The sequence below is a fragment of the Nonomuraea sp. NPDC047529 genome (assembly GCF_040642995.1).
Classification (GTDB): domain Bacteria; phylum Actinomycetota; class Actinomycetes; order Streptosporangiales; family Streptosporangiaceae; genus Nonomuraea.
The window spans coordinates 1-13351 of record NZ_JBEYTJ010000081.1; the positions used below are offsets into that span (position 1 = coordinate 1).

At 69.9% G+C, this 13351-nt stretch carries 10 protein-coding genes; 3 read left to right on the top strand and 7 right to left on the bottom strand.

Features of this window, described 5'->3' with window-relative positions:
• Window positions 1–628: 628 nt before the first annotated feature.
• Window positions 629–1027, bottom strand: coding sequence for a MerR family transcriptional regulator (locus ABZ815_RS51980; RefSeq protein ID WP_357710787.1), 399 nt, complete (start codon window positions 1025–1027; stop codon window positions 629–631).
• Window positions 1028–1365: 338 nt separating this feature from the next.
• On the bottom strand, window positions 1366–2136 hold the full coding sequence (locus tag ABZ815_RS51985; RefSeq protein WP_357710789.1) for a PhzF family phenazine biosynthesis protein: 771 nt from the start codon (window positions 2134–2136) through the stop codon (window positions 1366–1368).
• A gap of 170 nt (window positions 2137–2306) precedes the next feature.
• Between ABZ815_RS51985 and ABZ815_RS51990 the strand changes: the two genes are divergently transcribed.
• Entirely contained in the window at window positions 2307–2690 is a 384-nt protein-coding gene (locus tag ABZ815_RS51990; protein WP_352320833.1) for a cell division protein SepF, read from the top strand.
• A gap of 6 nt (window positions 2691–2696) precedes the next feature.
• Here ABZ815_RS51990 and ABZ815_RS51995 read toward each other — a convergent pair whose 3' ends face one another.
• The 5 genes from ABZ815_RS51995 to ABZ815_RS52015 all read right to left on the bottom strand — a co-directional run bounded on the left by ABZ815_RS51995 (window position 2697) and on the right by ABZ815_RS52015 (window position 9945).
• Window positions 2697–4031, bottom strand: coding sequence for a hypothetical protein (locus ABZ815_RS51995; RefSeq protein ID WP_357710792.1), 1335 nt, complete (start codon window positions 4029–4031; stop codon window positions 2697–2699).
• 120 nt (window positions 4032–4151) lie between these two features.
• Window positions 4152–5879, bottom strand: a complete 1728-nt coding sequence (gene argS / locus ABZ815_RS52000) for an arginine--tRNA ligase (protein WP_357710794.1) — start codon at window positions 5877–5879, stop codon at window positions 4152–4154.
• A complete protein-coding gene (locus tag ABZ815_RS52005; RefSeq protein ID WP_357710796.1) occupies window positions 5876–8167 on the bottom strand; it encodes an HAD-IC family P-type ATPase in 2292 nt (763 codons plus the stop codon). Before ABZ815_RS52005 ends, argS begins: the two co-directional genes overlap by 4 nt.
• A gap of 41 nt (window positions 8168–8208) precedes the next feature.
• The gene (gene plsX, locus ABZ815_RS52010; RefSeq protein ID WP_357710798.1) at window positions 8209–9228 is read right to left on the bottom strand and encodes a phosphate acyltransferase PlsX; all 1020 of its coding nucleotides are present in this window, start codon (window positions 9226–9228) and stop codon (window positions 8209–8211) included.
• Window positions 9229–9384: 156 nt separating this feature from the next.
• Complete coding sequence (locus ABZ815_RS52015) at window positions 9385–9945, bottom strand: DUF1707 domain-containing protein (protein ID WP_357710801.1); 561 nt, start codon at window positions 9943–9945, stop codon at window positions 9385–9387.
• Window positions 9946–10122: 177 nt separating this feature from the next.
• Here ABZ815_RS52015 and ABZ815_RS52020 point away from each other — a divergent pair, with 177 nt between their 5' ends.
• Entirely contained in the window at window positions 10123–11439 is a 1317-nt protein-coding gene (locus ABZ815_RS52020) for a lysine 2,3-aminomutase (protein ID WP_357710804.1), read from the top strand.
• A 465-nt stretch (window positions 11440–11904) separates the two neighbouring features.
• A complete protein-coding gene (locus tag ABZ815_RS52025) occupies window positions 11905–12825 on the top strand; it encodes a hypothetical protein (RefSeq protein WP_357710806.1) in 921 nt (306 codons plus the stop codon).
• Window positions 12826–13351 lie beyond the last annotated feature (526 nt).

The following is a 13351-nucleotide window of genomic DNA, read 5'->3' on the forward strand; positions in this document are numbered from 1 at the left end:
TAAGCTTCTCTGCGCCGATGGTACTGCACTCGGGAGGGTGTGGGAGAGTAGGTCACCGCCGGACAATCTTTCGAAGAAGGCCCCACACGGTTGTGCGGGGCCTTCTTTGCGTTGTGGGGGTGTTGGCGGGCGTCGTCTGGTTCTGTTCAGCGGGCGTGTGGGCTCGTCAGCGTGGGGCGGCCGCGGGTGGGGTGTAGGTACTTGGAGCCGGCGCAGCCAGCTGGGCGGCCTGAGAGGCCGGCGCATGCTGGGCGTCGGTGGACTGTGTGGCGTGTGTGGGACGCTATCTGGCTTCTGTGGGTGGCAAGGCTGAGGTCTGGGGTCCTGGGGTCGGGACCGGCTTCGGTCGGTGTAACTGGAATGGCAGGCAACTGTCGATGGCGGCTCGGTCTTGGTGTCAGCTCTGGGATTCGGTCGTCGCGGATGGCTCGCCGCTGGTGGGCGTTTCGGGCGGCGCGTCGGCGGCTCCCTGGGAGATGGCGAGGTTCCTCGGGAGCGCGGGGTGGGCGAGGGGTCAGTCGCTCTACGAACGATGTGGCTGGGGGCTGCTCCGGGCCGTCAGAGCGCGGGCTCAATGAGGCTTCCTTCAGTGGCACATTCTGCGATGTGCATGCCTCGGCCCCTAGCTCTACCGCCGACTCAGCGGGTCAGGGCTTGGTGTTGGCGCGGCCTGGGGCAGTGTGTGGTGGCTGGCAGGGCGTTCGGTGTCCTCCTGGGGGGGTGTGTTGGTGAGGTGGCCCCGGGCTTCTTGCAGTTGCCGGCGGGCGTGGGCGAGTTCGCGTTCGAGTTCCAGGATGCGGCGGATGGCGATCAGCGTCATGCCCTGGTCGGCGAGGTCGGTCACGTGCCGGACGGTCATGATGTCGGCGCGGGAGTAGCGGCGTTGGCCGCCGGATGAGCGGCTGGGGCTGATGACGCCGTGTTCGTCCAGGCGGCGGAGGTAGGCCTGGCGGACCTGGAGCATCTCGGCCACCTGGCCCAGGGAGTAGAGCGGGGCGTGTTCGTCGTCGAAGGGCAGCTCGGGCATCGTGGCCTCCTCGGGTTCGGGGCGGGGCCGGGATCACTGGTGCCCCGGTGCCGGGTCAGGCCCGGATGGCCTTTGTGTCGTCGCGCCGGTTCGTCACCTTGCGGGCCTGACGCGTTCGAGGACGGCTGGAGTCGAGGTGTTTCGATGGGGACACGTCTGGCCAACGTGCGCATCCTCGCGGTGGGTGCTGACGCTTCGGACGGCAGGGACGTCGAAGCGTGGGCCGTCCGTCGGCGGCATGGTTCCGAGCCTCCTGCCTCTGCCGTGGGAGCTAACCTCCAACACGGTTTGCAGGTTAGAGAGCTGAGGGGAGGGAAGCAAGGAAGGTAAGGAAGTTTTTACCTGGGCATGAGGAGTGTGCCGGTGAGGATCGTCACGGCATGGCCGGCGAGGTGGACACGGTCGCCGTCAAGGCGGGTGTGCACCAGGCCCCCTCTGGCGGAGAGTTGCGCGCCGGTCAGCGCGGTGCGGCCGAGGCGCGCGGACCAGTACGGGGACAGGGCGCAGTGGGCCGAGCCCGTCACCGGATCCTCCGGAATGCCGACTTTGGGAGCGAAGAATCGTGAGACGAAATCCGTGCCGGTGCCGCGGGCGGTGACGATGACACCGCGGGCGTCCACTGCCGACAGGGCCGGGATGTCGGGGCGCAGGGAGCGTACCGTCTCCTCTGAATCGACCTCGACCAGCAGGTCCAGGTCGCTTTTCCGGACCTCCACCGCTGCGGCTCCGAGCGCATTCTCCAGGCCGTCGGGAACCGTGACGGGCGTCACCTGCTTGGCCGGGAAATCCATCGTGATGAGGTCTCCTGTGGCGCGATTCACGGTTAGCGTTCCGCCGGCCGTGCGGAATTCGACCGGTCCGGTGGCGGCCCCGGTCGAATACAGAACGTGAGCGGTCGCCAGCGTGGCATGACCGCAGAGAGTGACCTCGACCACAGGGGTGAACCACCGTAGGGAATCGCCGAGCAGGAAGGCGGTCTCGGAGAGGTTCATCTCGGCGGCTACGCTCTGCATCCAGCCATCAGTAACCGGAGAGTCCAGCAGGCAGACACCTGCGGGATTACCCTTGAAAGCTGTGTCGGTGAAGGCGTCTACAGTGAACAGGCGCATGTGGCCGATGCTATACGGGGGGGACGGATATCCAGATGCAAGCAGGTTGCAAGCCGTACAAAATGGAATTAGGGCTGGGCGTGTCGCGTGGCGAATGCGGAATCGTCGGTTACCGTCCAATGTGTAGGGACGTGCCGATTACGGTGAGTTCCTGAGGAAAGGACAAGCCGATGGGGGCAGTGCGCAAGGTGGTGAACTACCTTGGCCTGAGCGGGGTCGATCACTACGACGACGGCTATGACGACGACGAGCACTACGAGGACGAGTACGTTCCGGCGACGGAGCGTGCCGCCCGGCGGTGGCGCGCGAACGTCGACGCGTCGCGCATCGTGATGGTCCAGCCGCTCAAGTACAACGACGCACCGTTGATCGGTCAGCACTTCCGTGACGGGCAGACGGTGATCATGGACGTCACGGGCATGGCGATGCCCGAGGCGACGAGGATGGTCGACTTCGCCGCCGGGCTCGCGTTCGGTTGCGAGGGGCGGATCGAGCGCATCGCCGACCGCGTGTTCCTGCTCGCGCCGGCGCACGTGGAGATCGAGACGACCTGATCAGGTCTACGCAGCGCGCGGGCCGCGACGAATCAGCCGGGTGAGCTCGGCTGCATCGTCAGCGGCCTGTTTCGCGCGTGCGTCCGCTTCTCTGGCGTAGGCGTGCAGGGCCCAGACGGCGCCCTCGGCCAGCTCCTTCAGCTCGTTGACCTGGGCGGCCACGTAACGGGCGTCGGCGACGACGGTCTTGTGGCGCTGCCAGAGCTGCCAGCCGCCCAGCCCGAGCATGGCCACCCCGGCGGCGGCCAGCAGGAGCGAGGCCGTGAACGCCGCTCCGGCCAGGCATGCGACACCCGCCACGATCAGCAGGAAGGCGGCCCACGGCCGGCCGCGCGGCACGACGCCTTCGGTGAGGATGGCGTTCTCGGCCGTGGCGATCGAGGTCTCGTCGGGGCCTTCGGGGCGCAGGTGGATGCGGTGGCCGAGCAGCGGGACGGTCAGCGTGGCGGGCGGCGTCAACCGGCTGTCGGCTTCGAGCTCCTCGGCCAGGCCGCGCAGGATGGGCGCCGCGACGTGCAGGGCGATGGCGGCCAGGTGCGGGTCGGCGCCGGGGCGCAGGTCGTCGAGCAGGTGGGAGATCAGCGAGGCCATCGGGCCCGCCGGGCCGCCCTGCCCGATCTGGGTGCGTAGGACCGCCAGCGGTTCGTCCTCGGCCCACGACGCGGCCGGGCTGGCCGAGCTGTTGCTGAGCGGGACGGCGGAGTCGTGGTCGGCCTGCCGCGCCGAGGTGATCTCGGCGCACCGGCCGCGCAGCCTGGACAGGCGGGCGGCCGCCACCGCCGGACGGGCCAGGTCGGGGATTTCGGCCATCTCCGGGAAGTCGGCCAGCGACGGCGGCACGACGACGGCGGGCTCGCCGGGCACCAGCGCCTGCACCCATTCCTCGACGTCGGCGTGCTCCTGCACGGCCAGCGCGTCGAGCTTGCGCAGCACGAAGATCTTGCCGGCCGGGCCGTAGGCGCCGCGGGCGGCGGCCAGCCAGAGCGAGCGCTGCCCGTGGGTGACGGGACGGTCGAGCGACAGCTCGCCGAAGGCCGTGCCGAGCCAGGAGGCGTGGATGCGGCTGCCCTGCCCGGAGACCGCCAGCGCCAGGCACAGGAAGAGCGCGGTCTGCTGCTGGTCACGGCCGGCGGCCCTGCTCAGCGGTTCGAGCGGGTCGTCGCCGGCGAGGATGGCGACCAGTGCTTCGACGGCCGGAGGCAGCCAGTGGCCAGGTATGTCGCGAAAGCCCGGAGCGGCGGGAGGGGCGGTGCCGTTGGCGGCGAGGTGCGCCAGCAGCGCCTCGGCGTAGCGTTGCAACTCCGTCGCTGCTTGGGGGCTCGCAGTCAGGTCCGTGCTCAAGGCAGAGAACTCCCCCATTTCGGCCTCAGTTCATGACCGCGTAAAGCCTAGCCGTTAGGGCGCGCCAACCAGGTGGAGGCGCGCCCACGACGGAACGGGAGACTTTGAGTCAACTGCCTGTTACATGCGGTCGGGGACGGGGACGCCCAGAAGGTCGAGGCCGGTTTCGAGCACGCGCAGGGTCAGCGCGCACAGGGCCAGCCGCGAGGCGCGGACCTCGGGCTCGACGTCGGACCGCAGCACCGGGCACTGCTCGTAGAACGTGCTGTACAGGCTCGCCGCCTCGAAGAGGAAGTTGCACAGCCGGTGGGGCTCGGACCGGACGGTGACCTCTTCGATGAGCGTGCCGAAGCCCAGCAGGTGGAGGGCCAGGGCGCGCTCGGCGGGGTCGCCCAGGAGGATCGGGGACGTGGCGTCCGCCGGGGCCATGTCCGCCTTGCGGAAGATGGAGCGGATACGGGCCGTGGCGTACTGCATGTAGGGGCCGGTGTTGCCGGTGAAGCCCAGCATGCGGTCGTAGTCGAAGACGTATTCGCTGTCGTGGCTGACCGACAGGTCGGCGTACTTCACCGCGCCCATGCCGACGGAGAGGGCGATCTCGTTCCGGGTGGCCTCGTCGTAGCCGCGTTCGGCGATGGCCGCCGTGGCCCGCTCGACGCCCTCCTGGAGGAGGTCCATCAGCTTGATGGACTCGCCCGACCTGGTCTTGAAGCGGCGGCCGTCCTTGCCCAGCATCATGCCGATCTGGACGTGTTCGGCCGAGACCGTGTCGGGCAGCCAGCCGGCCATCTGCGCGGAGGCGAAGACCATGCGGAAGTGCAGGGCCTGGTCGGCGCCCACGACGTAGAGGATGCGGTCGGCCTTCAGGTCGTGGACGCGGTAGCGGATCGCCGCCATGTCGGTGGAGGCGTAGCCGTAGCCGCCGTCGCTCTTCCTGATGATGAGCGGCAGGGGCTTGTCGTCGGAGCCGGTGAAGCCGGGCGGGAACAGGCAGAGCGCGCCCTCGCTGTGGACGGCCACGCCCGACGACTCAAGATCGTCGCAGGTCCTCTCCAGCATGGGGTTGTACATGCTCTCGCCCGCCAGGTCGGCGTCGGTCAGCGTGACGCCGAGCAGGGAGTAGACCTTGTTGAAGTAGCGGACGGTGGCGTCCATGAAGACGTGCCACAGGCGCATGGTGGCGGGGTCGCCCGACTGGAGGGTGGTGACCCGGACCCGGGCACGCTGCTTGAAGCCCTCGTCGGCGTCGAACTTGGCCCGCGCCGCCTGGTAGAACTCGGTGCCCATGCCCGCTTCGAGCTGGGCGACCGCGGCCGGCTCGCCGATGTCGAGCAGGTGCTCGATGAGCATGCCGAACGGGGTGCCCCAGTCGCCGAGGTGGTTCTGCCTGATCACCTTGTTGCCGAGGTGTTCGTGCAGGCGGGCCAGCGAGTCGCCGACGATGGTGGTGCGCAGGTGGCCGACGTGCATCTCCTTGGCCGCGTTGGGCGCGGAGTAGTCGATCACCACGGTCTGCGCGGGCGTGATCGTGCCGACGCCGAGGCGACTGTCGTCGCGCATGCCCGCGGTCTGGGACTCGATCCAGGAGTCGGCGAGCGTGATGTTGAGGAAGCCGGGGCCGCTGACCTCGACCGTGCCGGGGAAGTCGGACAACTCTGCTCTGATCGCCTCGGCGACCTCCCGCGGGGCCCGTCGCAGGCGCTTGGCCAGGCTCAACGCGACGTTCGCCTGGAAGTCGGCGAACTGTGAGGGCCGGATCAGCGGGTCTGCGTCGGCGTGCTCGGCGCCGAACGCGTTGGCCAGCGCCTGCTGGACGCGCTCGGTGAGCACTATCTGCGGGTCGGTCATGTTCTAAGGGTACCGGCGACCTTGACCGCGATGCTGATCGCCGCGGCAGCCACCAGGGCGATGCCGACGGCCGTCAGGTCGTTGCTTATGTCGCCGGGCGCGAGGGCGAAGAACTCCCTGACGGGAGGCAGCGCGAGGGCGAGTGCGAAGAGCCCCGCCATGGACGCCAGCAGCGCGATCCGCCACCAGTTGAGCGGCCTGGTGATCAGCACGAGCACCCACCACGTGGTGAGGAAGAGCGTGATCACCGCGGACGTCTGGTCCTCGGTCAGGGTGGAGGTGCCGCTGTGCGCGGCCCAGAACGACAGCAGCACCGCGACCGCGCACAACACCCCCGCCGGTACGGCGAAGCGCAGCACCCGCCGGACGAACCCCGGCCGCGCCCGTTCGAGCGTGGGCGCGAGCGCCAGGAAGAACGCCGGGATGCCGATGGTCAGCGCGTTGGTGAGGGTCGAGTGGCGGGGCGCGAACGGGAACATCACCCCGGCCACGCCGACGGCCAGCGACAGCACGATCGCGTAGAAGGTCTTGGTGAGGAAGAGGTTGGAGACGCGTTCGATGTTGGCCAGCACCCGGCGGCCCTCGCCGACGACGTGCGGGAGCGTGGCGAACCTGTTGTCCAGCAGCACCACCTGGGCCACCGCCTTGGTGGCCGGGCTGCCCGCGCCCATGGCGATGCCGAGGTCGGCGTCCTTGAGCGCGAGGACGTCGTTGACGCCGTCGCCGGTCATGGCCACGGTGTGCCCGCGGGCCTGCAGCGCGCCGACGAACTGCCGTTTCTGCTGCGGGCTGACCCGGCCGAACACGGTGTGGGAGTCGAGCAGCTCGCCGAGCTTGGCGGGGTCGTCCTGGGGGAGCGTCCTGGCGTCGACGGAACGGTCGCCGTCCGGGATCTTCAGGCTCATGGCGATGGCGGAGACCGCCTCGGGGTTGTCGCCGGAGATCACCTTGACGGTGACGCCCTGCTTGGCGAAGTAGCCGAGGGTCTTGAGGGCGTCGGGCCTGATCTTCTGCGCGAGGGTGACCAGCGCGACGGGCTCGACGGCCTCGCCGTTCTCGGCGGCCCGCAGGTTGTGCGTACGGCACAGGACGAGGACGCGGGTGCCGGTGGCGGCCAGCTCGGCGGCCTTGTCGTAGCCGTCGCCGTCGTGCAGCAGGACGTCGGGCGCGCCCAGCAGCCAGGCGCCGTGCCGGCCGAAGTCGGCGCCGCTCCACTTGCGGGCCGAGGAGAAGGGCACGGCCGAGGCCGCCGTCCAGCCGTCGGAGGGTGCGGGGTAGCGGGCCCGGATGGCCTGGGCGGTGGCGTTGGGGTGGGCGTCGAGGTGGGCCAGGGCGGCCAGCGCGGGCTCGACGGGGTGGCCGTCGCGCAGCGGGAGCACCTGGTCGAGGTCCATGCCGCCGGCGGTGAGGGTGCCGGTCTTGTCCAGGCAGAGCACGTCGACCCTGGCCAGCCCCTCGATCGCGGGCAGCTCCTGGACCAGGCACTTGCGCCGGCCGAGACGGATGACGCCGACGGCGAACGCGATCGAGGTCATCAGCACCAGGCCCTCGGGGATCATGGTGACGATGCCGGCGACCGCGCCGGTGATGGCGGTGCGGAAGTCGGCGGAGTTGTGCAGCTGGCTGTAGATCAGCAGGGCGCCGATCGGGATGACCAGCCAGGTGATGTACTTGATGAAGTTGGCCACGCCCTCGCGCAGCTCGGAGTGGGCCAGGTGGAACTTGCTGGCCTCCTCCGCCAGCCGCACGGCGTAGGCGTCGGTGCCGACCCGGGTGGCGACGTACGCGCCGGAGCCGGCCACCGCGAAGCTGCCCGACAGCACCTCGTCGCCGGGCTTCTTGTGCACCGGGTCGGCCTCGCCGGTCAGCAGCGACTCGTCGACCTCCAGGCCGTCGGAGGCGACGACCTCGCCGTCGACCAGGAGGCGGTCGCCCGAGCCGAGCAGGATCAGGTCGCCGAGGACGATCCGGCGCGGCTCGACCTGCTGCTCCCGGCCGTCGCGGCGGACGCGGACCGGCGCCTCGTTGATCACGGCCAGCTTGTCGAGGGTGCGTTTGGCGCGCAGCTCCTGGACGATGCCGATCAGCGCGTTGGCCACGATCACCAGCCCGAACAGGCCGTCCTGCCACTCGCCGAAGATCAGGATCAGCGCCCAGAGCACGCCGATGACCAGGTTGAACAGGGTGAACACGTTCGCCCTGATGATCGCGCTGAGCGATCTGCTCGACCGCCGCGGCACCTCGTTGGTCTTCGCCCCCGCGACCTGTGCTGAGGTGAGGCCGTCCACATTTCCCCCGTTCCTGTGGATCGGTCTCACACACTACGGCGTCACCAGAGCCTGTGTGAGCGATGTGTGGCGGCGATCCTGTCGCCGATCCTGGAGACGATGCCGCCCGCGGAGAGGTCGGCGGCGACCTGGCAGGCGGCGCTGATCGCGGGCGCCCTGGAGGAGCCGTGGGCGATCACCACCGTCCCGTTCAGCCCGAGCAGGACGGCGCCGCCGTGGGCCTCGGCGTCGAGGCGTCTGCGCAGCTCGCGCAGGCGGCCGCGTTGCATGAGCGCGCCGAACTTGGCGATCCGGCTCTCGCCGATGGTCTCGGCCAGCTCGCCGAACGCGTACCGGACCGCGCCTTCCATGGTCTTGAGTGCCACGTTGCCGGTGAAGCCGTCCGTGGTGATGACGTCCACCTTGCCGGTGAGGAGGTCGGTGCCTTCGACGTTGCCGGTGAAGCGGATGCCGGGGGAGGCCTGGAGCAGCTCGTGGGCGCGTTTGACGAGCTTGTTGCCCTTCTCCGGCTCGCTGCCGATGGTGAGCAGGCCGATCCTGGGCTCGGGGATGTCGTAGGCCAGCTCGGCGTAGGCCGCGCCGAGGTGGGCGAACTGCACCAGCATCTCCGGTTTGACCTCGGCGTTGGCGCCGGCGTCCACGAGCAGGGTGGGGGTGGGGAGCGTCGGGAGCGCCACGGCGATGGCCGGGCGCAGGACGCCCTGCTGGGCCTTGAGCCGCAGCCGGCCGGTGGCGACGATGCCCGCGGTCGAGCCGGCCGACACCACGGCCGAGGCGTCGCCGCGGCGGACGAGGTGGCAGGCGATGGCGATGCTGGACCTCGGGCGGCGCAGGCTGGCCAGGGCGCCTTCGTCCATGGCCAGGGCCTCCTCCGCCCGGACGATGGGGACCTCTTTGGTGGCGTCGTGGTCGGCCAGGGCCTCGTACAGGATGCGGGGTGAGCCGACGAGCACGACGGGGAGCCCGCGCTCCCGTACGGCGTGGACCGCGCCGGCCACGATCTCGTGGGGGGCGTGGTCGCCTCCCATGGCGTCGAGCGCGATGGGCCTGCTGTCGGACAATGGTCACCTCGTGGGGCAGGCGAGCCCGCCGTCGCCGGCCGGGCCGGTGCGCGGGCTCGTGTATGTCCGCATCGTAGGCAGGCCGGAGGTCACGTCAACCGGCGGGTGGACCTCCCTGCTTCCCCGGCGTGGCGCTTCCATTCACGGGGGCGCCCGTCAGTGGAGGTTCCAGTCGTCCAGGCCGCGGGTCACGATGACCTTGGAGAACTTCGACGAGCCGGTGACCCGGATCAGCGGGCCGTCGCCGGCCGAGCCGCCGCTCACGTTCCGTTTGCCGAAGACGGAGCTGCCCTCGTCGATCACGTGGGCGTTCTCCGGCACCCGGACGATCATCTTGCTGAACTTGGCGTCGGTCTCGATCGTGATCTCCCGCCCGGGGAGCACGGCGTCGGACAGGTCGATGACGAGGGCGCCGAAGCGGGCCGACAGCTTGGTGCGGCGGGACGCGACCCAGCGCCCCTTACGCACGATCTTGCTGAACTTCGAGCTGATCACCTGGTGCTCGATGGCCTCGGGCAGGGCGGACGGGGTGGACACCTGGGGCAGGTCCCGGGTGAGGGGGACGAGCTCGCCGATCGTCTTCGCCGTGTAGGCGATCTCCAGACGGTCGGCATGCTCGACGCTGGTCAGTCTTCCGGTGGCGAGCGCGTCGCCCAGCAGGGCCGCCACGCGGTCGCGGTCGGCGTCGGAGGCGCGCAGGTCGAGATCCTCGGTCACGATAAATCAGTGTATGCGGGATCGCGATATGTCGCGAGTGTCGCGAACCTGCAAGGAAACTTGGAGCCCAGCGGAACCGGGGACGCGGCGCGTCGCGTCCGGATATTAAGGACCGTAGACGCGCGACAGGGTCGTGAGGTTTACCGGCGATCGAACAAAAAAGATGGGAAAGGCCTAGTGATCTTGAACCAGGCAGGCACCCGACGCTTCAAGGCGTACACGTCCAAGCACCTCGACGAGCTCCTGCGACGTGCGGGGCTGGACGACGAGGCGCGGCTGAAGGTCCGGGCCGTGGCCACGGTGCTGCCCTTCCGGACGAACGCCTACGTCGTGGATGAACTCATAGATTGGTCGGCGGCGCCCGACGACCCCATCTACCGCCTCGTCTTCCCTCAGGAGGACATGCTGCCCGCCGCGGACGTGGCCAGGCTGGCCGATCTGCTCAAGGCCGAGGCGCCCAACAGCGAGATCCAGGCCGAGGCCAACCGCGTACGCGCCCAGCTCAACCCGCATCCCGCCGGGCAGAAGGAGCTCAACGTCCCGAGGATCGGCGACGAGCCGGTGCCGGGCATGCAGCACAAATATCCAGAGACAGTGCTCTTCTTCCCTAAACAGGGGCAGACCTGTCACGCCTACTGCACCTACTGCTTCCGATGGGCGCAGTTCATCGGGGACGCGGACCTGAAGTTCGCCTCCGACGACATCGACCGGATGGTGTCCTACATCCGCCGGCATCCCGAGGTCACCAGCGTCCTGATCACCGGCGGCGACGCCATGATCATGGGCGAGCCGGTCATCCGGCGCTACATCGAGCCGCTGCTCGGCCTCGACCAGCTCGAATCGATCAGGATCGGCACCAAAGCGCTGGCCTACTGGCCGCAGCGCTTCACCACCGATCCCGACGCCGACGCCACGCTCGGCCTGTTCCAAGAGGTGGTGAAGGCCGGCAAGAACCTGGCGTTCATGGCCCACTTCTCGCATCCGCGGGAGCTGGAGTCGCCGCTGGTGGAGTCGGCGGTCGAACGCATCCTCGGCAGCGGGGCCACGATCAGGACCCAGGCGCCGCTGATCAGGTCCATCAACGACGATCCCGCCGTGTGGTCGTCGATGTGGCGGCGGCAGCTGCGGATGGGGCTGATTCCCTACTACATGTTCGTCGAGCGCGACACCGGGCCGCAGGACTACTTCGCGGTCCCGCTGGCCCGCGCGTACGAGATCTTCAGGGACGCGTACTCGACCGTCTCCGGGCTCTGCCGTACGGTCCGGGGGCCGTCCATGTCGGCCACGCCGGGCAAGGTGTGCGTGGACGGCGTCACCGAGATCGCCGGTGAGCGCGTCTTCGTGCTCCACCTCATCCAGGCCCGCGACCCCGAGCTGGTCGGGCGGCCGTTCTTCGCCCGGTACGACCCGTCGGCGGTCTGGCTGTCGGATCTGCGGCCGGCGTTCGCCGAGCGTTTTCCGTTCGAGCCGGCCGAAGCGCTGCTGCCCATCTGAGTGGTCGCGTTCTCGTACCACCACCGCTGAATTGTGCGCCCCCGGCCCGTGACATTTGTTAATGCGACCACTTGTTCGCGGGCCGTGCGGGCGCACGCCGTCGTCGCGGATCTGATCATGATCGGGTCCGCGCAGAATCCAAATCAAAACCGGGGTATTTCCCGTTTTGTCTCTCCGCTCAACGCTCCCCCTTTACTCGGTAACCGGGCTGCAAACCCTGCTACATGGGCTTTCCGGTCGCCTGCGGGCCATCACGGTGAGTGATACAACTGCTTCCGTAGCTCAGCCGTGACGGCACGCTTCGTGTGGTGCCCATAGCGTGTACGCCACGGCATTCGGGGGTTATCGATTCGCATTTCCACCGCATTCGAGAGCGATCGATCACGAGCCGGGAAGGCAATCATGAATCGAGTAGTCAAGGCGGCCGTTGCCGTCACAGCATTCGGCTTGGCGGCGGCTTTGGCCGTGCCAGCTCAAGCAGAAGTTCAATTCACTCACACCGCCAAGATCGTCCCGCTGGACGGCCTGGGCGGGGGCACCAGCGGAGGCCCGCTCGACCTGATCGGCGGCCTGCTCGGCGGCGGGCTGCTCAGCAGCCTGGGCGGCGGCCTCGGCGGTCTGACCGGCGGCAACAAGCCCAAGTCGGACGCCGCCGCCGAAGCGCACGCACGCGACATCGCCGACGAGAACCGGCGCGCCAGCCTGGCGATGACGCCGAACGCGGCCGAGGACGTCACCCGCTTCAGCGGCCCGCTGCCCGAGCTGTCGCCCATCCTCGGCGGCGCGTCGGTCGGCGGCGGCGGCAAGGGCCTGGCCAAGTCGCTGCCGCTGCTCGGCGGCGCCCGCATGGCGCAGCCGCTGGTCAAGGGCGCACCGCAGAGCAACGGACAGCTCACCGGCGCGAGCGCCCCGCTGCGCGGCGCCATGGACACGATGACCGCCCTGGCCGGAGCCTCGGTCGGCGGCGCGATGGGCAAGGTGGGCGGCGGCGCGCTGCTGCCCGGCACGGGCGCCGGCACCGCCGGTGCCACCGGCACGACGATGGCGGGCACCACCAAGGGGCTGCGCGACCTGTCCAGCGAGTCCGGCATGGGCGGGCTGACCCGTGCCGCCAGGATGGCCCTGCCGCACGCTTCGAGCGCCGAGCTGGCCCCGATGGTCGGGCACGTCGCCCCGGTCGAGGCCGCGCCGGTCGTCGAGGCGCTGCCGGGCACCACCCAGACCGCCTCCGTCGACGAGATCACCCCGCTCATGCAGGACACCGCGGGCTTCGTCTCGTCCAACGGCTCCAAGGCCGCCGGCTCCTACAGCGACATGATGTCCGCCCTGGGTTGGAGCACCGAGGCGCTGACGAGCTCGGTGCACGGCTCCGGGGTGCGCAACTGACGCGAGCGCGGCGCGTACCGGACGTGTTCAGGATGTGACCCGCGCGGGTGCGTCCCGGACATGCCGTGACGATGCGCGGACGCGGCCCGCCGAGGGCCGGTGCGACGGTTCGCCGGCGTCATAAGGTGCCGATGCTCGCGAACCGGCCGTGACGGCCGTGCGGCAGCCCGCGTTCATGCGCCAGGTTGTTCACGACGGCGCGTTCCCGCTCTCCCCGGCGTCAGTGGACGCCCGCGGGACGAGGGGGCGCCGTCGCCCGATGCGACAGGCCGATGGTGTGCGCTCACAAGGTGCCGAGCGCCCCGACGGCACTGCCGCGCGTCGGTCGCGGGTCCGCCGCCACGGGCGGACGGGCCCGCCACGGGTCTGGGCGGACGTGCCTCAGCCCGGGGTTCGCACACGCGTCCCGCCGCTGACTGCAGGGCAGCGGCGCCGCGCCGAGCCCGCCCCCGGGCCCCATCCGGGGTCGGCGGCCGTCTCTTTTCCCCACCCTCCTACGGCGCCGCGCCCGACCCGGCCGGCGAGG